Origin of the sequence: Streptomyces sp. NBC_00885 (assembly GCF_045207475.1) — a bacterium.
In the GTDB taxonomy this organism is placed as follows: domain Bacteria; phylum Actinomycetota; class Actinomycetes; order Streptomycetales; family Streptomycetaceae; genus Streptomyces.
Window position 1 is genome coordinate 2,269,109 of the sequence record NZ_CP108796.1, and the last position, 19,948, is coordinate 2,289,056.

The 19,948-nt window shown below is 68.5% G+C and carries 19 protein-coding genes; 9 read left to right on the top strand and 10 right to left on the bottom strand.

Annotated features, from left to right (window positions below; all coding sequences use genetic code 11):
• The first annotated feature begins 73 nt into the window (after positions 1-73).
• Complete coding sequence (gene gabT, locus OHA61_RS09840; protein WP_406302757.1) at positions 74-1,408, top strand: 4-aminobutyrate--2-oxoglutarate transaminase; 1,335 nt, start codon at positions 74-76, stop codon at positions 1,406-1,408.
• Positions 1,409-1,521: 113 nt separating this feature from the next.
• Entirely contained in the window at positions 1,522-2,337 is an 816-nt protein-coding gene (locus OHA61_RS09845; RefSeq protein ID WP_406302759.1) for a phosphatase PAP2 family protein, read from the top strand.
• Here OHA61_RS09845 and OHA61_RS09850 read toward each other — a convergent pair.
• The 7 genes from OHA61_RS09850 to OHA61_RS09880 all read right to left on the bottom strand — a co-directional run bounded on the left by OHA61_RS09850 (position 2,273) and on the right by OHA61_RS09880 (position 11,371).
• A complete protein-coding gene (locus OHA61_RS09850) occupies positions 2,273-4,072 on the bottom strand; it encodes a chitinase (protein ID WP_406302761.1) in 1,800 nt (599 codons plus the stop codon). The two genes, OHA61_RS09845 and OHA61_RS09850, sit on opposite strands and share 65 nt — an antisense overlap.
• A 139-nt stretch (positions 4,073-4,211) precedes the next feature.
• Positions 4,212-5,624: an NAD(P)/FAD-dependent oxidoreductase gene (locus OHA61_RS09855; RefSeq protein ID WP_406302763.1), complete on the bottom strand. Its 1,413-nt coding sequence runs from the start codon at positions 5,622-5,624 to the stop codon at positions 4,212-4,214.
• A gap of 19 nt (positions 5,625-5,643) precedes the next feature.
• Complete coding sequence (locus OHA61_RS09860) at positions 5,644-6,441, bottom strand: ABC transporter permease (protein WP_361903371.1); 798 nt, start codon at positions 6,439-6,441, stop codon at positions 5,644-5,646.
• Positions 6,441-7,367, bottom strand: coding sequence for an ABC transporter permease (locus OHA61_RS09865; RefSeq protein WP_324981558.1), 927 nt, complete (start codon positions 7,365-7,367; stop codon positions 6,441-6,443). The genes OHA61_RS09860 and OHA61_RS09865 overlap by 1 nt, the downstream gene beginning before the upstream one ends.
• A complete protein-coding gene (locus tag OHA61_RS09870; protein ID WP_406302766.1) occupies positions 7,364-8,515 on the bottom strand; it encodes an ABC transporter ATP-binding protein in 1,152 nt (383 codons plus the stop codon). The genes OHA61_RS09865 and OHA61_RS09870 overlap by 4 nt, the downstream gene beginning before the upstream one ends.
• Positions 8,516-8,558: 43 nt before the next feature.
• A complete protein-coding gene (locus tag OHA61_RS09875; protein ID WP_324981552.1) occupies positions 8,559-9,806 on the bottom strand; it encodes a spermidine/putrescine ABC transporter substrate-binding protein in 1,248 nt (415 codons plus the stop codon).
• Between the two features lie 50 nt (positions 9,807-9,856).
• The gene (locus OHA61_RS09880; RefSeq protein ID WP_324981549.1) at positions 9,857-11,371 is read right to left on the bottom strand and encodes a gamma-aminobutyraldehyde dehydrogenase; all 1,515 of its coding nucleotides are present in this window, start codon (positions 11,369-11,371) and stop codon (positions 9,857-9,859) included.
• 175 nt (positions 11,372-11,546) lie between these two features.
• On the opposite strand from OHA61_RS09880, the gene OHA61_RS09885 reads away from it, so the two are divergent.
• Positions 11,547-12,095, top strand: a complete 549-nt coding sequence (locus OHA61_RS09885) for an NADAR family protein (protein ID WP_406302769.1) — start codon at positions 11,547-11,549, stop codon at positions 12,093-12,095.
• A 47-nt stretch (positions 12,096-12,142) separates the two neighbouring features.
• On the opposite strand, the gene OHA61_RS09890 is transcribed toward OHA61_RS09885, so the two are convergent.
• Positions 12,143-12,847, bottom strand: a complete 705-nt coding sequence (locus OHA61_RS09890; RefSeq protein WP_406302771.1) for a DUF4190 domain-containing protein — start codon at positions 12,845-12,847, stop codon at positions 12,143-12,145.
• A gap of 112 nt (positions 12,848-12,959) precedes the next feature.
• Here OHA61_RS09890 and OHA61_RS09895 point away from each other — a divergent pair, with 112 nt between their 5' ends.
• Together OHA61_RS09895 and OHA61_RS09900 are read left to right on the top strand one after the other, a co-directional pair.
• Positions 12,960-13,985, top strand: coding sequence for an adenosine deaminase (locus OHA61_RS09895; RefSeq protein ID WP_406302773.1), 1,026 nt, complete (start codon positions 12,960-12,962; stop codon positions 13,983-13,985).
• 21 nt (positions 13,986-14,006) lie between these two features.
• Positions 14,007-14,741 carry a glycerophosphodiester phosphodiesterase gene (locus tag OHA61_RS09900; RefSeq protein ID WP_406302774.1) on the top strand — a complete coding sequence of 245 codons (735 nt, stop codon included), beginning with the start codon at positions 14,007-14,009 and terminating at the stop codon, positions 14,739-14,741.
• A 1-nt stretch (position 14,742) separates the two neighbouring features.
• Here the strand turns inward: OHA61_RS09900 and OHA61_RS09905 are convergent, their stop codons facing one another.
• Entirely contained in the window at positions 14,743-15,273 is a 531-nt protein-coding gene (locus OHA61_RS09905) for a hypothetical protein (RefSeq protein WP_406302776.1), read from the bottom strand.
• Between the two features lie 112 nt (positions 15,274-15,385).
• Here OHA61_RS09905 and OHA61_RS09910 point away from each other — a divergent pair, with 112 nt between their 5' ends.
• Positions 15,386-15,748 (top strand): DUF1304 domain-containing protein, encoded by a 363-nt coding sequence (locus OHA61_RS09910; RefSeq protein WP_389372061.1) that lies wholly within the window; start codon positions 15,386-15,388, stop codon positions 15,746-15,748.
• On the top strand, positions 15,745-16,320 hold the full coding sequence (locus OHA61_RS09915) for a TetR/AcrR family transcriptional regulator (protein ID WP_406302779.1): 576 nt from the start codon (positions 15,745-15,747) through the stop codon (positions 16,318-16,320). Before OHA61_RS09910 ends, OHA61_RS09915 begins: the two co-directional genes overlap by 4 nt.
• Positions 16,321-16,363: 43 nt before the next feature.
• On the opposite strand, the gene OHA61_RS09920 is transcribed toward OHA61_RS09915, so the two are convergent.
• Entirely contained in the window at positions 16,364-17,803 is a 1,440-nt protein-coding gene (locus OHA61_RS09920; protein ID WP_406307309.1) for a gamma-aminobutyraldehyde dehydrogenase, read from the bottom strand.
• Between the two features lie 165 nt (positions 17,804-17,968).
• Between OHA61_RS09920 and OHA61_RS09925 the strand changes: the two genes are divergently transcribed.
• On the top strand, positions 17,969-18,475 hold the full coding sequence (locus tag OHA61_RS09925) for an Lrp/AsnC family transcriptional regulator (protein ID WP_324981522.1): 507 nt from the start codon (positions 17,969-17,971) through the stop codon (positions 18,473-18,475).
• The gene (locus OHA61_RS09930; protein WP_406302781.1) at positions 18,460-19,839 is read left to right on the top strand and encodes an aspartate aminotransferase family protein; all 1,380 of its coding nucleotides are present in this window, start codon (positions 18,460-18,462) and stop codon (positions 19,837-19,839) included. The genes OHA61_RS09925 and OHA61_RS09930 overlap by 16 nt, the downstream gene beginning before the upstream one ends.
• The last annotated feature ends 109 nt before the right edge of the window (positions 19,840-19,948 follow it).

The following is a 19,948-nucleotide window of genomic DNA, read 5'->3' on the forward strand; positions in this document are numbered from 1 at the left end:
CGCCCCCCTCCCCCACGCCTAGCCTGCGGAGAAAGAGAACACGTAGCGTCCAAAGCACCCCCAGGAGCCCCTCATGACCGCAATCCCGCAGGAGCGCCGCGTCGTCACCGCCATTCCCGGGCCGAAGTCGATCGAGCTGCAGGCCCGCCGTACCGCCGCGGTCGCCGGCGGTGTGGGGTCCGTGCTGCCCGTCTTCACCGCCCGCGCCGGCGGCGGTGTCATCGAGGACGTGGACGGCAACCGCCTCATCGACTTCGGTTCCGGCATCGCCGTGACCTCGGTCGGCGCCTCCGCCGAGGCCGTCGTACGCCGTGCCTCCGCGCAGCTCGCGGACTTCACCCACACCTGTTTCATGGTCACGCCCTACGAGGGGTACGTGGAGGTCGCCGAGGCGCTCGCCGAGCTGACCCCGGGTGACCACGCGAAGAAGTCCGCGCTGTTCAACTCCGGCGCCGAGGCCGTCGAGAACGCCGTCAAGATCGCCCGCGCCTACACCAAGCGCCAGGCGGTCGTCGTCTTCGACCACGGCTACCACGGCCGCACGAACCTCACGATGGCGCTCACCGCCAAGAACATGCCGTACAAGCAGGGCTTCGGGCCGTTCGCGCCCGAGGTCTACCGCGTGCCCGTGGCGTACGGCTACCGCTGGCCGACGGGTGCCGAGAACGCCGGTGCCGAGGCGTCCGCCCAGGCCATCGACATGATCAACAAGCAAATCGGCGCCGACAACGTCGCCGCGATCATCATCGAGCCGGTCCTCGGCGAGGGCGGCTTCATCGAGCCGGCCAAGGGCTTCCTGCCCGCGATCGCGCAGTTCGCGAAGGACAACGGAATCGTCTTCGTCGCGGACGAGATCCAGTCCGGCTTCTGCCGCACCGGCCAGTGGTTCGCCTGTGAGGACGAGGGCATCGTCCCCGACCTGATCACCACGGCCAAGGGCATCGCGGGCGGTCTGCCGCTCGCCGCCGTGACGGGTCGCGCCGAGATCATGGACGCCCCCCACGCGGGCGGCCTCGGTGGTACGTACGGCGGCAACCCGGTCGCCTGCGCCGGTGCCCTCGGCGCCATCGAGACCATGAAGGAGCTCGACCTCAACGGCAGGGCCAAGCACATCGAGCAGGTCATGAAGGGCCGCCTCGTCGCGATGGCCGAGAAGTTCGACATCATCGGTGACATCCGCGGCCGCGGCGCGATGATCGCGATCGAGCTGGTCAAGGACCGGGACACCAAGGAGCCGAACCCGGAGGCGACCGCCGCGCTCGCCAAGGCCTGCCACGCCGAGGGTCTGCTCGTCCTCACCTGTGGCACGTACGGCAATGTGCTGCGCTTCCTGCCCCCGCTGGTGATCGGCGACGACCTGCTCAATGAGGGTCTGGACATCATCGAGCAGGCCTTCACCGGCGTGTGACGGGGGGCTGACCGACGGTAACGGTCGGGGCCTGTGAAGACTCTGTGGGGGGCCGATGGCGGGATGGAGATCCGCCTGTCGGTCCCCCTGCGCCTGCCGTACGGTTTCTGCAGATGAGAGAAACACCCCGCTCGCAGGGGACTGCGGGCGACTCCAGGGCGGAGCCTCCCCAGCCTCGACCTGGTCGTGCCCTCGCGCACACCACTGGAGCCTCTGGCTCCGGAACTCCTCACCGATCGGATGGCCGCCCGCCCCAAACCCCCCGGGGCGCGCGGCACACCGGTCCGGCCGGCCGGCTCGGAACCACCCCCCCTGTTCCGAGGCGGCCGGCTTCTCTTTTTCCGGCGCTTCCGACGCTTCTGACGCTGTGCGTCGCTCTCTTCACTCTGATCACCTGGCAGGTGGCCGCCAACGGGCCACTGCGGTCCCTGGACGAACGGCTCGAACTCAGGATCGTCGGCCACGGCCCCCAGGCGCCGGCCGACCGGCTCGCAGACCTCGGCAGCATGCAGATCGCCCTTCCGGTCCTGGCCGTGGCGATCGGGTACGCCCTTCGGCAGCGCCGCGGGATCGACGCCCTGTACGCCGCGCTCACCATGGCCGCCGTTCCCGCGCTCGTCGCTCCGCTGAAGGCGCTGATCGACCGTCAGGGCCCGCTCACCGAGGCGGTCGGCTTCTACCCGTCCGGCCACACGGCGACCGCGATGGTCGCGTACTGCGGCGCTGCGCTGCTCGTATCGGTGCGACTGATGCCCGTCGCCATACTGCTGACGGTGGCGACGGGCATCGGCCTGCTGTTGCGCGGCTACCACTGGCCCCTCGATGTGCTGGCGAGTTACTGCCTCGGCGGGGCGCTGCTGCTGATCAGCTCCATGGGTAGGCGTCGAAGTTCTTCGAGAACTCCCACTGGTTGTAGCGGTCCCAGTTGACCGACCAGGTCATCAGCCCGCGCAGGGACGGCCGGCTGCCGTGGGTCTGGTACGAGCCGCAACTCACCTTCTTCGTCAGGCAGTCCAGCGCCTTGTTCACCTCGGCCGGCACGGTGTGGCCGTTGCCCGCCTGCGTGGAGGCGGGCAGTCCGATCGCCACCTGCTCGGGGCGCAGGGCCGGGAAGATTTTGGTGGTGTCGCCGGCGACCGGGAAGCCGGTCAGCAGCATGTCGGTCATGGCGATGTGGAAGTCCGCGCCGCCCATCGAGTGGTACTGGTTGTCCAGGCCCATGATCGAGCCCGAGTTGTAGTCCTGGACGTGCAGCAGCGTGAGGTCGTCGCGCAGGGCGTGGATGACCGGAAGGTAGGCGCCCGCCCTCGGGTCCTGGCCGCCCCAGGGGCCCGAGCCGTAGTACTGGTAGCCCAGCTGTACGAAGAAGGTCTCCGGAGCCATGGTGAGCACGAAGCCGGAGCCGTACTTCGCCTTGAGGGTCTTGACCGCCGAGATCAGATTGACGATCACCGGCGAGGTCGGGGAGCGGAAGTCCGTGTCGCCGGTGTTGAGCGACAGCGAGTGGCCCTCGAAGTCGATGTCCAGGCCGTCGAGTCCGTACTCGTCGATGATCTTCGAGACCGAGGAGACGAAGGTGTCGCGGGCGGCCGTGGTGCTGAGCTGCACCTGGCCGTTGGCGCCGCCGATGGAGATCAGGACCTTCTTGCCCGCGGCCTGCTTGGCCTTGATGGCGGCCTTGAAGTCGGCGAGGGACTCGACGTTCGGGCACTCGGAGGCCGGGCAGAGGCTGAAGCGGATGTCGCCCGATGTGACGGAGGTCGGTTCACCGAAGGCGAGGTTGATGACGTCCCAGGAGTCGGGCACGTCCGCCATGCGTGTGTAGCCGGAGCCGTTGGCGAAGCTGGCGTGGAGATAGCCGACAAGGGCATGGGCCGGAAGGCCTGTGCCCGGGTTGCCACCGCTGGTGGTCGTCGCGCTGACGGCGGCGGACTTCGGGGATTCTCCCGCGCTGTTCGTCGCGGTGACCTGGAAGCTGTACGAGGTGGAGGGGGCGAGGCCGGTGACGGTGGCCGAAGTCCCGCTGACGGAAAGGACCTTGGTGCCGCCGCGGTAGACGTTGTAGCCGGCGGCGCCGGAGACCGGGGACCAGCTCAGCGGGACCGAGGTGGAGCCGGGGGATCCGGCGGTCAGGCCGGTGGGGGCGGCAGGTGTCTGGACCGGGTCGCCGCCCGGGCCGAGCAGGGAGAGGTCGTCGGCGCCATAGGCGGGGGTGCCGTACCAGCCGTGGGTGTAGATGGTCACCGAGGTGGTCGAGGCGCCGGTGCGGAAGGTCGTCGAGAGCTTCTGCCAGCTCGGCGCCGACGCCGTCCAGGTGGAGACGTCACTCGTGCCGGTGCCGGAGGCGCCGAGATAGACATAGCTGCCCTGGACCCAGCCGCTGAGCGTGTAGTCGGAGTTGGGCTTGACGGTGAGGGTCTGGCTGCACTTGGCGTTGTCGCTGCCCGCGGGTGTGGCCTTGAGTGCCGAACTGCCGCCGTGGACCGGTGAATTGACGACGACGCCGCTGCCCGCCGTACAGCTCCAGCCGTCGAGACCTGCCTCGAAGCCGCCGTTGCGGGCGAGTTCGGTGTCGGCCGCCCCGGCCGAGGCCGCCGTGGCAACGAGTCCGCTGATGGCGAGGGCGGCCGCCGAGAGGGCGGCCGGAAGTCTGGTGCGGTCCACAACTGCCTCCGGGCATGGGGGGATTGAGTGGGAGCGCGCTCAACATGGTCCAGACCAATCAACGTTGTCAAGACCTCTGGCAGCGCCCGGCTCCCCTCACTCCCCCATGCCCGGGGCGTGGCGAAAACGTGCGATCGCTTCAGCTGTCGAAGCCGAGGCCGAGCCTGTCCATCGCCTTCAGCCACACATTGCGGCGGCCGCCATTGGCGTCCGCCCTGGCCAGCGCCCATTTGGTGAGACCGATACCGGCCCAGGCGACGGGCTCCGGCGGGAACGGCAGCGGCTTGCTGCGCACCATCTCCAGCTCCGTGCGCTCGGTCTGCTGCCCGGAGAGCAGATCGAGCATGACGTCCGCGCCGAAGCGGGTCGCGCCGACGCCCAGACCCGTGTACCCGGCCGCGTAGGCGACCTTGCCGCCGTGCGCGGTTCCGAAGAAGGCAGAGAAGCGCGAACAGGTGTCGATGGCGCCGCCCCAGGCATGGCTGAAGCGCAGCCCCTCCAGCTGCGGGAAGCAGCGGAAGAAGTGGTCTGCGAGCTTCAGATAGGTCTCGGGCCGGTGGTCCATCTCGGCGCTGACCCTGCCGCCGTACGGATAGATCGCGTCGTAGCCGCCCCACAGAATGCGGTGGTCGGCGGTGATCCGGAAATAGTGGAACTGGTTCGCGCTGTCGCCCAGCCCCTGGCGGCGCTTCCAGCCGATCGCGGCGAGCTGCTCCGGGCTGAGCGGTTCGGTCATCAGGGCGTAGTCGTAGACCGGGACGGTGTACGCGCGCACCCGCTTGACCAGGGACGGGAAGACGTTCGTGCCGAGCGCGACCTGGCGTGCGAAGACCCGGCCGTAGGGGGTGCGGACCGCCATCCCCGTGCCGGATGCGGCCAGTTGCTGCCCTCTGGTGTTCTCGTAGATCCGTACGCCGAGGTCCAGGCAGGCCTGCTTGAGACCCCAGGCGAGCTTGGCCGGATGCAGCATCGCGACACCACGCCGGTCCCACAGGCCGCCGAGGAAGGTCGGGGAGTTCACCTCGGCCCGTACCGCGTCCTGGTCGAGGAGTTCGAGCCCGGTGAAGCCGAGCTGTGTCGCCTCCTCGTACATCTCCCGGAGCTCTTCCACCTGGTGGGGCTCGGTGGCGACGTCGATCTCACCGGTGCGCTCGAAGTCGCAGTCGATGGAGTACGTGGCGACCGCCGCCTCGATGGCGTCGAGATTGCGGCCGCCGAGCTCCTCCAGCTTCGCCATGTCCCCGGGCCAGCGGGCGAGTCCGTTGCCCAGGCCGTGGGTGAGCGACGCGGCGCAGAAGCCGCCGTTGCGGCCCGAGGCGGCCCAGCCCACCTCGCGCCCCTCGATCAGTACGACGTTCCGCCCGGGGTCGCGCTCCTTGGCGAGCAGCGCGGTCCACAGTCCGCTGTATCCGCCGCCGACGACCAGAAGGTCGCAGTGCTCGTCGCCGGTCAGGGCCGGCAGTGCGCCGGGCTTCGCGGGGTCGTCCAGCCAATAGGAGACGGGCTGGGCGTCGGAGAGTGATGAGGCAAAGGTCATGGCAGCTGGGGCCATGGTTTCCACTCCTTCGGAGCTACTTGGACAAGGCGCTTTTCTTCCGCCGACCGCTGATGATCTGGCCACCGGCCACGATCAGCACGGCGATGGCGAACATCGCTGTACCGATGACATTGATCTGGACGGGCGTGCCGCGCTGGGCCGAGCCCCACACGAACATGGGGAAGGTGACGGTGTTGCCCGAGTTGAAGTTGGTGATGATGAAGTCGTCGAACGAGAGTGCGAACGCGAGCATCGCGCCCGCCGCGATGCCGGGAGCGGCGATCGGCAGCGTGACCCGTACGAAGGTCTGCACAGGTCCCGCGTACAGGTCCCGCGCGGCCTCCTCGAGGCGCGGGTCCATCGACAGCACACGCGCCTTGACCGCGACCACCACGAAGCTGAGGCAGAACATGGTGTGCGCGATGAGGATGGTCCAGAAGCCCAGCTCCGCGCCCAGGTTGAGGAAGAGCGTGAGCAGGGACGCGGCCATGACGACCTCGGGCATCGCCATCGGCAGGAAGATCAGCGAGTTGACCGCGCCACGCGCCCGGAAGCGGTAGCGGACCAGCGCGAAGGCGATCATCGAGCCGAGGACGGTCGCGCCGATGGTGGCCCACAGCGCGATCTGGAGGGACAGCGAGAGCGAGCCGCACATGTCGGCGACTCCGCACGGGTCCTTCCAGGCGTCGGTGGAGAACTCCTGCCAGGAGTAGTTGAACCGCCCGGCGGGCTTGTTGAACGAGAACACCATCACGACGATGTTCGGAAGGATCAGGTACGCGAGCGTGATGAGCCCCGCGATGACCACAAGGTTGTTCCGTATCCAGCGCATCAGACCAGGTCCTCCGTTCCGGCCCGGCGGATGTAGACGGTGACCATGATCAGCACGACCGCCATGAGAATGAACGACAGCGCGGCCGCGGTCGGGTAGTCGAGCACCCTCAGGAACTGCGACTGGATGACATTGCCGACCATCTTGGTGTCGGTGGAGCCGAGCAGTTCGGCGTTCACGTAGTCACCGCTGGCCGGGATGAAGGTCAGCAGGGTGCCGGAGACGACACCGGGCATGGACAGCGGGAAGGTCACCTTGCGGAAGGTCGTGGACCCCTTCGCGTACAGGTCCCCCGCCGCCTCGTGGAGCCGCGGGTCGATCCGCTCCAGCGAGGTGTAGAGCGGCAGGATCATGAACGGCAGGAAGTTGTACGTCAGACCGCAGACCACCGCCAGCGGGGTGGCGAGCAGCCGGTTGCCCTCGGTCATGCCGAGCCAGCCGGTGACGTCCAGGAAGCCGACGCTGTCCAGCACGTTCACCACCGGGCCGCCGTCCGCGAGGATCGTCTTCCAGGCGAGCGTGCGGATCAGGAAGCTGGTGAAGAACGGTGCGATGACCAGCACCAGCAGAAGGTTGCGCCAGCGGCCCGCCTTGAACGCGATCAGATACGCGAGCGGGTAGCCGAGCAGCAGACACAGGATCGTGGCCGTGCCGGCGTAGAGCACCGAGCGCAGGAACTGCGGGTAGTACTCGGTCAGCGCGTCCCAGTAGGTCTGGAAGTGCCAGGTGACCTTGAAGCCCCCTTCGAGGGAGCCCGTCTGCACGGATGTCGAGGCCTGGTAGACCAGCGGCAGCGCGAAGAAGACGATCAGCCAGAGTATGCCGGGCAGCAGCAGCCAGTACGGGACCAGCTTGCGGCGTACGGACTGTTTGTGGACGACCGGCTCGACGGTGGGCGAGGCGGGCGGTGCCTCGGTGACGGTCATGGCGCCTCCACCACCGTCTCCACACCGGCGTCGATGTCCTGGGCGGCGTCGAGACCGAAGGTGTGCTCCGGGTTCCAGTGCAGGACGACCTCGGCGCCGGGCACCAGGCGCGGGTCCCGCTCGATGTTCTGTACGTACACCTCAAGCTCCGGACAGACCGGGCTGTCGATGACGAACTGCGTGGAGACACCGATGAAGCTGGAGTCGGCGATCGTGCCGGTGAACCGGTTGCGGCCGTCGCTGATCGTGCCCGCGTCGTCCGCGTGCGCCAGCGATATCTTCTCGGGGCGCACGCCGACCAGCAGCTTCCCGCCGGTGTGGGGCTGGGTGGCGCAGCGCTGGGCGGGCAGCCGCAGCTTGGCGTCGGCGGCCGTGACGATGACCTCGCCTCCGCCGTTGGACGCGACCTCGGCCTCGATGAGGTTGGAGGTGCCCAGGAAGTTGGCGACAAAGGTGGTCTGCGGGTTCTCGTAGAGCTCGGCGGGCGCGCCGAGCTGCTCGACCCGTCCGCCGTTCATGACCGCGACCGTGTCGGCCATGGTCATGGCCTCCTCCTGGTCGTGGGTGACATGCACGAAGGTGATGCCGACCTCGGTCTGGATGCGCTTGAGCTCCAGCTGCATCTGGCGGCGCAGCTTGAGGTCGAGGGCGCCGAGGGGCTCGTCGAGGAGCAGCACCTGGGGGTGGTTGATGAGCGCGCGGGCCACGGCGACGCGCTGCTGCTGGCCGCCGGAGAGCTGGTGCGGCTTGCGCTTGGCGAAGTCGCCGAGCTCGACGAGGTCGAGCATGTCGCCGACCTGCTTCTTCACCGACTTGATGCCGCGCCTGCGCAGTCCGAAGGCGACGTTCTCGTAGATGTCGAGGTGCGGGAAGAGCGCATAGCTCTGGAAGACGGTGTTGACGGGGCGCTTGTACGGCGGCAGGCCGGTGACGTCCTTGTCGCCGAGGAACACCGTTCCGGTGCTCGGGTCCTCAAGGCCGGCGATCATCCGCAGGGTGGTGGTCTTTCCGCAGCCGGAAGCGCCGAGCAGGGCGAAGAACGAGCCCTGCGGGATGGTCAGATCGAGCGGTTGGACGGCTGTGAAGCTGCCGAAGGTCTTGCTGATCCCGGAGAGGCGGACGTCGCCGCCCTCTGTCTTTTCAGTCATGGGTCGCGGTCCCAGTGGTGTCGAGGGGAGCAGGGGGGGCAGATCAGGCGCCGATGAGCTTGGCGAACTTCTCTTCGTACGCCTTCTCCTCCGCGCTGCTGAGCGAGCGGAAGGCGTGGGACTTGGCGGCCATGGCCTTGTCCGGGAGGATCAGCGTGTTCTCGGCAAGCGACTTGTCGATCTTGGTGAGTTCGGCGGCGACGCCCTCGACCGGGCACACGTAGTTGATGTACGCGGCGAGCTGGGCGGCGACGGGGAGCTCGTAGTAGTAGTCGATCAGCCGGGTGGCGTTCTGCTGGTGCCTGGCGTTGGCCGGGACCAGCAGATTGTCGGAGGACGTCATGTAACCGGCCGCCGGGATCGAGAACTTGATGTCGGGGTTGTCGACCTGGAGCTGAATGAGGTCACCGGCCCAGGCGAGACAGGCGGCGATATCGCCCTTGTCCAGGTCCGAGGTGTAGTCGTTGCCCGTGAAGCGCCGGATCTGCTTCTTGTCGACGCCCTTCTGGAGCCGGCCGATCGCCGCGTCGTAGTCGGCGTCGTTGACCTTGGCCGGGTCTTTGCCCATGTCGAGCAGGGTCATGCCGACCGAGTCACGCATCTCGGTGAGGAAGCCGACCCGGCCCTTGAGCGTGGGGTCGTCGAGGAGCTGCGTGACGGAGTCGACCTTCTTGCCGCCGGTCGCTTTGACGTTGTAGGCGATGACGGTCGAAATGCCGGTCCACGGGTAGGAGTAGGCGCGGCCCGGGTCCCAGTCGGGGCTGCGGAACTGCGGGGAGAGATTGGCGTACGCGTGCGGCAGCAGCGAGGCGTCGAGCTTCTGCACCCAGCCCAGCCGGATCATCCGCGCGGCCAGCCAGTCGGTGACGCATATCAGGTCGCGGCCGGTGTCCTGGCCGGCGGCGAGCTGCGGCTGGATCTTTCCGAAGAACTCGACGTTGTCGTTGATGTCCTCGGTGTACTTGACCTTGATCCCGGTCCGCTTGGTGAACTGTTCCAGCGTGGGACGGTGCTTCTCGTCCTCGCTGACGTCCATGTACTCGGTCCAGTTGGAGAAGCTGATCCGCTTCTCCGCAGTGGAGTGGTCGTCCGAGACCGCTCCCTCTCCCTCGCGCTTCGCGGGCGGGATGCCGCAGGCGCTGAGAGAGGCGAGGCCGCCGACGGTGAGCGCGCCTATACCGCCGGCGCGCAGCATCGAACGGCGGGTGAGGGCGCCCCGGCCGCTGGTGATGCTGCGTCGCATCGCCGCCAGTTGGGCTGCGGACAGGACGTCCGGCTCGTGCTGATCCATGCGCTGTGCCCTTTCGGGATGGTGCCGCCGGTCGAGCGGCGCTGGGCTGGCTATCGGTCCCCGAAGATGGTGCGGTGCCAGTCCTTCCTGGCTACCGCGGTGTTGTCGTACATCACGTGCTTGACCTGCGTGTACTCCTCGAAGGAGTACGCCGACATGTCCTTTCCGAAGCCAGAGGCCTTGTATCCGCCATGAGGCATCTCGCTGATGATCGGAATGTGGTCGTTGACCCAGACGCACCCCGCCTTGATCTCGCGGGTGGCGCGGTTCGCGCGGAACACGTCGCGGCTCCAGGCGGAGGCGGCGAGGCCGTAGGGGGTGTCGTTGGCCAGCGCGATGCCTTCGTCGTCGGAGTCGAAGGGGAGGACGACGAGGACCGGACCGAAGATCTCGGACTGGACGATCTCACTGTCCTGGGCGGCCCCGGCGACGAGGGTGGGCCGGTAGTAGGCGCCCTTCTCCAGGTCACCGCCCGGGGCTTCGCCGCCGGTGACGACCGTGGCGTAGGCGCGAGCCCGGTCGACGAAGCCCGCGACGCGGTCGCGCTGGAGGTGCGAGACGAGCGGGCCGAGGTCGGTGGCGGGGTCGAGGGGGTCACCGAGGCGCACGCCCGCCATCAGGTCGGCGACACCGCTGACGAAGGCGTCGTACAGCGGCCGTTGCACATAGGCGCGGGTGGCGGCCGTGCAGTCCTGGCCGGAGTTGATCAGCGAGCCGGCGACGGCGCCGTGGATCGCGGCCTCCAGGTCGGCGTCGTCGAAGACCACGAAGGGAGCCTTGCCGCCGAGTTCCAGATGCAGGCGCTTGACGGTGGCGGTGGCGATCTCGGCTACGCGCTTGCCGACGGGGGTGGAACCGGTGAAGGAGGTCATGGCGACATCGGGGTGCCCGACGAGATGCTCACCCGCCTCCTTGCCCGCGCCGTTGACGATGTTGACCACGCCGTCGGGGATCCCGGCCGCCTTGGCGGCCTCGGCGAACATCAGCGAGGTCAGCGGGGTGATCTCGGCGGGCTTGAGGACGATGGTGTTGCCCGCGGCGATGGCCGGGAGGACCTTCCAGGCGGCCATCTGGAGCGGGTAGTTCCAGGGAGCGATGGAGCCGACGACTCCGATCGGCTCCCGGCGTACGTACGAGGTGTGGTCACCGCTGTACTCACCGGCCGACTGCCCCTGGAGATGGCGCGCGGCGCCCGCGAAGAAGGACGTGTTGTCGACGGTGCCCGGGACGTCGAACTCGGTGGTGAGCCGGATCGGCTTGCCGCACTGGAGGGACTCGGCGTACGCGAAGTCGGCGGACTGCTCCGCGAGGACGGAGGCGAAGCGGTGCAGGGCGTCGGAGCGCTCGCCCGGGGTGGCGCCCGCCCAGCCGGGGAAGGCGTCGCGGGCAGCGGCGACGGCCGCGTCGACATCGGCGGTGGCCGCCAGCTCGTAGCTGTGGACCGTCTCCCCGGTGGCCGGGTCGACGATGTCCTGCGTACGTCCTGAAGTGCCGGGCCGCAGCCGCCCGCCGATGTACTGCGCGCCGTCGGCGTAGCGGTCCCGCGCCTGGAAGCGGTTGCTCATGAAGCTCTCCGTTGTTCCAGCTCGAATTGAGTGCCGATCCTGACAGAGCAACCCGTCTCCAACAAGGGATTCCGTTGTTGCCTTTTGGTTACGCGACGGAATCGGTCGACCATGTGTCGGGTCATGGCGACTAAAGGCGTACGGAGTGTCAGTGCTGGATGCCAGACTCGCGTGCATGGGGATGGAAGAGCTGATCCAGCAGGTCAGCAGCGACAAGCAAGTGAAGTTTCTGCACTTCTGGGGGCACGCGCCGCGCCGGGACGGGAGCATCGGCCCGAGCTGTCTCAGCCAGTGGTGGCCGTCACCGTTCGTGGTCGACGGCGTGCGGTACGCCACGACTGAGCACTGGATGATGGCGGGCAAGGCGCGGCTCTTCGGTGACGCGGAGGCCGAGCGGCTGGCGCTCACGGCGACCAGCCCTGGCGCGGCCAAGCGGGCCGGGCGGCTGGTGCGTGGTTTCGACGACGCGATATGGGAGCGCGAGCGGTTCGCGATCGTGCGCTCGGGCAGTGTGCACAAGTTCGGACAGCATGCCGAGCTGCGCGACTATCTGCTGGGCACGGGGGACAGAGTGCTCGTGGAGGCCAGCCCGCTCGACCGGGTGTGGGGCATCGGGCTGGCCTCGGACGACGAGCGGGCGCAGGATCCCGCGCGCTGGCGCGGGCTCAATCTGCTGGGGTTCGCGCTGATGGAGGCGCGGGAGGAGCTGCGGAAGCGCGGGTGACAGGGTGACAGGGGCTCCGCCCCGGCAGCTTCGGGCGGACGGGGGCCCTAGCGGGCCACGTCCTCGAGCACGAGCGTGTTCGAGTAGTCGTCGTAGCGGTCTTCCCTGTTCCGCTCGTCGTTGACCGCCTTGGTGATACCCCAGATCATCAGGCCCACGACGACCAGGCCGAGCACGATGCCGATGGAGCCGGTGATGATGCCCGCGAGCGCCATGCCGCCGTTGGTCGCCTCGCCCCGCTGGGCGCGCTTGCGGCCCAGGATGCCGAAGATCAGGCCGAGCACGCCGAGGACGATCGACACGACTCCGTACAGACAGAACAGGCAGATGGACAGAATGCCGAGCACCATCGCGGTAATGCCCATGCCGTTCGCCGGCTGGGCCTGCCAGCCCGGCTGGCTGTAGCTCTGGTAGCCCGGGTATCCGGGGTAGCCGCCGTACGGATCACCGGCGCCGACGCCGGGCTGCGGGAGGCTCGGAGCTGCGGGGTAGCCGTAGGGACCCGCGGCTGGCTGGGCAGGTCCGCCGGGGGCTATCGGGGGCGGCGGCACCGCACCCGCGTCGGGAACCGGACCGGCCCCCGGCATCGACGTGACGGTCGGCTGGTCGTGCACCGGCGACGTCGGCGGGCGCTGCGCGGCGGGCTTGTCCAGCGGCACCCTGTCCTGTGCCGCACCGCTCTGTGGCGGAGCCCACGGATCGCGGTCGCGGGGCTCGGACCCGCCCGTCGGCTGAGCCTGCTTGTCTGACATGGTTCTCCCCCATCGTGGTCCGCCGTCATGCTACGGCCCCTCACCCTGTCCTCGGCCGGGCCCCCTACGATGATCCCTGACCCGGGCGGCGCATTGAACACGGAGGACCCCGATGACCGATCTGCACCCCTTCATCGCGGGGCTCCCCAAGGCCGAACTGCATGTGCACCACGTCGGCTCGGCTTCGCCGCGCATCGTGGCCGAACTGGCCGCCCGCCACCCCGACTCGAAGGTCCCCACCGACCCCGAGGCGCTCGCGGACTACTTCACGTTCACCGACTTCGCGCACTTCATCGAGGTCTATCTCTCGGTCGTGGACCTGATCCGCACCCCCGAGGACGTACGGCTGCTGACCTTCGAGGTGGCCCGTGACATGGCCCGCCAGAACATCCGCTACGCCGAGCTGACCATCACGCCCTTCAGCTCGACCAGCCGCGGCATCGACGAGAAGGCCTTCATGGCGGCGATCGAGGACGCCCGCCGGGCTGCCGAGGCCGAGGTCGGTGTCGTACTGCGCTGGTGCTTCGACATCCCCGGCGAGGCCGGGCTCGAAGCGGCCGAGGAGACCGCACGACTCGCTGTGGACCTGCGCCCCGAGGGCCTGGTCTCCTTCGGACTCGGCGGCCCGGAGATCGGTGTGCCGCGGCCGCAGTTCAAGCCGTACTTCGACCGTGCGATCGCGGCGGGACTGCACTCCGTGCCGCACGCCGGGGAGACGACGGGACCGGGGACCATCTGGGACGCGCTGAACGACCTGCGCGCCGAGCGCATCGGTCACGGCACCAGCGCGACGCAGGACCCGAAGCTGCTCGCCCACCTGGCACAGAACCGGATCGCGCTGGAGGTCTGCCCGACCTCGAACATCGCCACCCGCGCCGTCGCCGACCTCGACCAGCACCCCATCAAGGAGATGGTCGCCGCCGGTGTGCTGGTGACGATCAACAGCGACGACCCGCCGATGTTCGGCAGCGACCTGAACAACGAGTACGCGGTCGCCGCCCGGCTTCTGGAGCTGGACGAGCGCGGACTTGCGGGCCTCGCCAAGAACGCCGTGGAGGCGTCCTTCCTCGACCCGGCGGGCAAGGCGCGGATCGCGGCCGAGATCGACGCGTACACCGCCGCCTGGCTCGCGCGCTGAGCGAACCCGACAATGGGGCCCATGCGCAGAGTCAGTGTTGTCGGCCATCGCGGCGATCCGTACCGCGTCCGTGAGAACACCCTTCCCTCGCTTCGCTCCGCGCTCGAACAGGGCGCGGACGCCGTGGAGATCGACGTACGCCTCACCCGTGACGACGTGCCGGTGCTGCTGCACGACGACTCGCTGAAACGGCTGTGGGGCCACGACCGGCCCCTCGCCGCACTGACCCTGGACGAGGTGCACGAGCTCACCGGCGGCGGGGTGCCCACGCTGAGCGAGGCTCTGAACGCCCTTGGATCGCACCGCGTGATGATCGATCTGCCCGGCGCCTCGACGGAGTCGGTGCGGACCGTGGTGGGCACGGTCCACGCGTGCGGCGCGGGCGAGCGGGTGTACTACTGCGCGGGCCCGGTCACCATGCTCGCGGTGCGCGCGGCCGACCCGTCGGCCGAGATCGCGATGACATGGACGTCGCTGGCCCCGCCGCGGCCCGCGCTGCTGGCAGCCGTGGGGCCGCGCTGGCTCAACTACCGGTTCAGCCTGCTCGGCCAGGAACTGACGGACCGTATCCACCAGGACGGCATGCTGGTCTCGGCCTGGGTGGCGGACACCAGGCGCAGCATGCGACGGCTGGCCCGGTACGGCGTCGACTCGATCACCACCAACCGCGTCGACGCGCTGCACGGTGTTGTCACCCCACGGCCGAACTCCCTGGTGGCCCAGTTCGGCGCGGTGGACCGCAAGATCCAGGCCTGAACTAGGCCGCGACGGCGGCCGGTTCGGGACCGGCCGCCTGTCCCGTCAAGGCCTCCAGCTGCTTGATCTTCCGGCGCAGGACGTACAGCGGGATCACTCCGAACACCCCGAACGAGATGTCGACGACCGACCACCAGACGGGGATGCCGCGGATCGGTCCGCAGATCAGGGCGAGCGGGATGATCCCGGCGCAGGCGATCATCCCGAACTCGACGACCCAGATGTTCCGTACGGGATCGCGGTACGGGCCGTAGAAGGCGACCGCGATCACGAGGTGGGCGAAGGCGAGCCAGTCCGTTCCGTACAGCACGAAGGGGTACTTCGCGTCGGTGGCGTCCAGCCCGGCCCGTACCCGCTCGATCCACTCCATCAGCGCCGGGAACCGGCCGCCGGTCCCCAGCGAGTTCAACAGGTCTTCCAGCCAGTGCAGTTCGTGCACCAGAGGGAAGGCCGTCAGCCCGCTCAGTACCAGGCAGACGATGAAGACGATCAACCACACGCGTATGCGCCGCAACAGGGCTCGCTCGCTCATGACCGCAGCGTACGCCCGTTGTGAACGCGTTCAAAAATGAGGGGGCCACCCCGCTGATCATGGACATGTGTCTATACTTACTGGACACATGTCCAAGAACTGAGGATACGCGATGAACACAACGGCAAACGTCCTGGTCGGCCTGGTGGCCGCGCTGCACATCTACATCCTGGTTCTGGAGATGTTCCTCTGGGAGCGCAGGCCCGGCCGCGAGCTGTCCGGCTTCGACGCGGAAATGGCCCGCGCGACCGCCCCGCTCGCCGCGAACCAGGGGCTCTACAACGGCTTCCTCGCCGCGGGCCTGATCTGGGGCCTGATAGCCGCCGACCCGACGGGACACCGCGTCCAGGTCTTCTTCCTCAGCTGTGTGCTCGTCGCGGGCCTGTACGGCGGCTTCACCGCGAACCGGCGCATCCTTCTTGCGCAGGCGCTGCCCGGCGCGATCGCGCTGGCGGCCGTGCTGGTGGCGGGATGAGCGTCCCCGCGGGAGACCCGCGCGCCGAACGCACCCGGGCCAGGCTGCGCGAGGCCCTGCTGGCGGAGTGCGCCGAGCGTCCGCTGGCGGAGGTCAGCGTCGCGGCGCTGGTCCGGCGGGCGGGCCTGGGCCGGGCCACGTTCTACCTGCACTACCCGGACCTCGACGCCCTGGCGGTCGACGCCTGCGCCGAGGTCGTACGGGACGCGGTGGACGCCCTCCACGCCTGGCGGGGCACCCCGGATCCGGCCGCTCCCCCGCCGGCGCTGACGGGCTTCTTCAGGGACCTGGCCCCGCACGCCGCGCTCTACCGCACGCTGCTCCACGAGGGCGGCAGCGGCCCCCTGGGCGATCTGCTCCACCGCGAACTGCGCGAGCGCAGCCGCAGGGAGCGCGAGCTGGCCGGAGCCCCGTCCGCGCCCCTGATCGCCTCGGCGGTGGCGGCGGCCTTCGCGGGCGTCCTGGCGGACTGGCTGCACGGGGCGATCGAGGCGACACCGGAGCTGATGGCGGCTCAGATCTGGCGCCTGCTGATGGCGTTGCACCGCACGCCCCTGGCGCAGACGGCATGACAACGGGGCGCGGGAAACAGTCCCCGCGCCCCGTCAACAAGGCTTACGCGTCGAGCGACGTCATGACGTGCTTGATGCGCGTGTAGTCGTCGAAGCCGTACGACGAAAGGTCCTTGCCGTAACCGGACTTCTTGAAGCCACCGTGCGGCATCTCCGCGACCAGCGGAATGTGCGTGTTGATCCACACACAGCCGAAGTCGAGGTTCTTGGACATGCGCATCGCGCGCGCGTGGTCCTTGGTCCACACGGACGAGGCAAGGGCGTACTCGACGCCGTTCGCCCACTCCAGAGCCTGCGCCTCGTCCCGGAAGGACTGAACGGTGATGACCGGGCCGAAGACCTCCTTCTGGATGATCTCGTCGTCCTGCTTGAGGCCGGAGACGACGGTCGCGGCGTAGAAGTAGCCCTTCTCGCCGACCTGGTGGCCACCGGCCTCGACCTTGGCGTGTGCCGGGAGCCGCTCGATGAAGCCGCTGACCTGCTTGAGCTGGTTGACGTTGTTGAGCGGGCCGTAGAGCACGTCCTCGTCGTCCGGCGCGCCCGTCTTCGTGTCCGCCGCCGCCTTGGCCAGCGCCGCGACGAACTCGTCGTGGATCGACTCGTGCACGAGCACGCGGGTCGCGGCCGTACAGTCCTGGCCCGCGTTGAAGTAGCCCGCCACCGCGATGTCCTCGACGGCCTTGGGGATGTCCGTGTCCTCGAAGACGACGACCGGCGCCTTGCCGCCCAGCTCCAGGTGTACGCGCTTGACGTCCTTGGCCGCCGACTCGGCGACCTGCATGCCCGCCCGTACGGAACCGGTGATCGACGCCATCGCCGGAATCGGGTGCTCGACCATCGCGCGGCCGGTGTCCCGGTCGCCGCACAGGACGTTGAAGACACCCTTCGGCACGATCGCGCCGATGATCTCGGCGATCAGCACGGTCGAGGCGGGGGTGGTGTCCGAGGGCTTGATGACGACCGTGTTGCCCGCCGCCAGCGCGGGCGCGAACTTCCAGACGGCCATCATCATCGGGTAGTTCCACGGCGCGACCTGCGCGCAGACGCCGACCGGCTCGCGTCGGACGATGGAGGTCATACCCTCCATGTACTCGCCGGCCGAGCGGCCCTCCAGCATCCGCGCCGCGCCCGCGAAGAAGCGGATCTGGTCCACCATCGGCGGGATCTCTTCGCTGCGGGTCAGGCCCAGCGGCTTGCCCGTGTTCTCCGACTCGGCGGCGATCAGGTCCTCGGCCCGCTCCTCGAAGGCGTCCGCGATCTTCAGCAGCACCTTCTGGCGCTCGGCCGGCGTGGTGTCGCGCCAGGCGGGGAAGGCGGCCGCGGCAGCGTCCATCGCGGCATCGACATCGGCCTGTCCGGAGAGCGGCGACGTAGCGTACACCTCACCCGTGGCCGGATTGACGACCTCGATGGTCCGCCCGTCGGCGGCGTCCCGGAACTCCCCGTTGATGTAGTTGCGCAGACGACGCAGCTCGGTGGTCACTGTTGCCACCCCTCCTGTCAGATGTCCGATGGGTGAGACACCCACCCTAATCTCTTGGGTAACGCTTTCGACAGCCCCGACCCTCCACAACTTCGGATTCAGTGAGAATTGACCCCCAGGACAACGAATTTCATCGCTCAGGGGTTGCGGCACAGACGAGTCGCAGTGCAAAGTGAGCCCGTGGCCAGTCGTAACGCAGACTCCAGGAACGGCAGCGGATCGTCCCCGACGATCGACGCCGTCTCCCTCGCGATCATCGAACAGCTCCAAGAAGACGGGCGCCGCCCGTACGCCGCTATCGGCAAGGCCGTCGGCCTCTCCGAAGCTGCCGTACGCCAGCGCGTCCAAAAGCTGCTCGATCAGGGCGTGATGCAGATCGTCGCCGTCACCGACCCACTCACCGTGGGCCTGCGACGCCAGGCGATGGTCGGCATCAAGGTGGAGGGAGACCTCGACCCGGTGGCCGACGCGCTTACCGCCATGGCCGAGTGCGAGTACGTGGTCATGACCGCGGGCTCCTTCGACCTCATGGTGGAGATCGTCTGCGAGGACGACGACCACATGCTCGAAGTGATCAACAAGCGGATCCGTGCGCTCCCCGGCGTGCGCTCCACCGAGAGCTTCGTCTACCTCAAGCTCAAGAAGCAGACCTATATGTGGGGAACCCGATAGCCGTGAGCAAGGACCTCTCCAAGACCGCGTACGACCACCTGTGGATGCACTTCACCCGGATGTCGTCGTACGAGAACGCACCCGTGCCCACCATCGTGCGTGGCGAGGGCACCTATATCTACGACGACAAGGGCAAGCGCTACCTCGATGGCCTCTCCGGCCTGTTCGTGGTCAACGCCGGCCACGGCCGTCACGAGCTCGCCGAGACCGCGTACAAGCAGGCTCAGGAGCTCGCCTTCTTCCCCGTATGGTCCTACGCCCACCCCAAGGCCGTCGAGCTGGCCGAGCGGCTGGCGCAGCACGCCCCGGGCGACCTGAACAAGGTCTTCTTCACCACCGGTGGCGGTGAGGCGGTCGAGACCGCCTGGAAGCTGGCCAAGCAGTACTTCAAGCTCAAGGGCAAGCCGACCAAGTACAAGGTCATCTCGCGTGCGGTCGCCTACCACGGCACCCCGCAGGGTGCCCTGTCCATCACCGGCCTCCCCGCCCTCAAGGCCCCCTTCGAGCCGCTGGTCCCCGGCGCGCACAAGGTGCCGAACACCAACATCTACCGCGCTCCGATCCACGGCGACGACCCCGAGGCCTTCGGCCGCTGGGCCGCCGACCAGATCGAGCAGCAGATCCTCTTCGAGGGCGCGGACACGGTCGCGGCCGTGTTCCTGGAGCCGGTGCAGAACGCCGGCGGCTGCTTCCCGCCGCCGCCCGGGTACTTCCAGCGAGTCCGCGAGATCTGCGACCAGTACGACGTGCTGCTCGTCTCGGACGAGGTCATCTGTGCCTTCGGCCGCCTCGGCACGATGTTCGCCTGCGACAAGTTCGACTACGTGCCGGACATGATCACCTGTGCCAAGGGCATGACCTCGGGCTACTCCCCGATCGGCGCATGCATCATCTCCGACCGCCTCGCCGAGCCGTTCTACAAGGGCGACAACACCTTCCTGCACGGCTACACCTTCGGCGGCCACCCGGTCTCCGCGGCGGTGGGCCTGGCCAACCTCGACATCTTCGAGAAGGAAGGCCTCAACCAGCACGTCCTCGACAACGAGGGCGCGTTCCTCTCCACGCTGCAGAAGCTGCACGACCTGCCGATCGTCGGCGACGTCCGCGGAAACGGCTTCTTCTACGGCATCGAGCTGGTGAAGGACAAGACCACCAAGGAGACGTTCACCGACGAGGAGACCGAGCGTGTGCTCTACGGCTTCCTCTCGAAGGCGCTCTACGACGCCGGCCTGTACTGCCGCGCCGACGACCGTGGCGACCCGGTCGTGCAGCTCGCGCCCCCGCTGATCTCCACGCAGGAGACCTTCGACGAGATCGAGGGCATTCTGCGCAGCGTTCTCGCGGAGGCCTGGACGAAGCTCTAGCCCCACGTTTCACGGCTGGCTGCTTACGGCTATCGGCCCGGGGCACCCCTCACTCATTCGGCCATCCGAGTGAGATGGGGTGCACCCGGGCCGTGTGCTTCCCGCCACC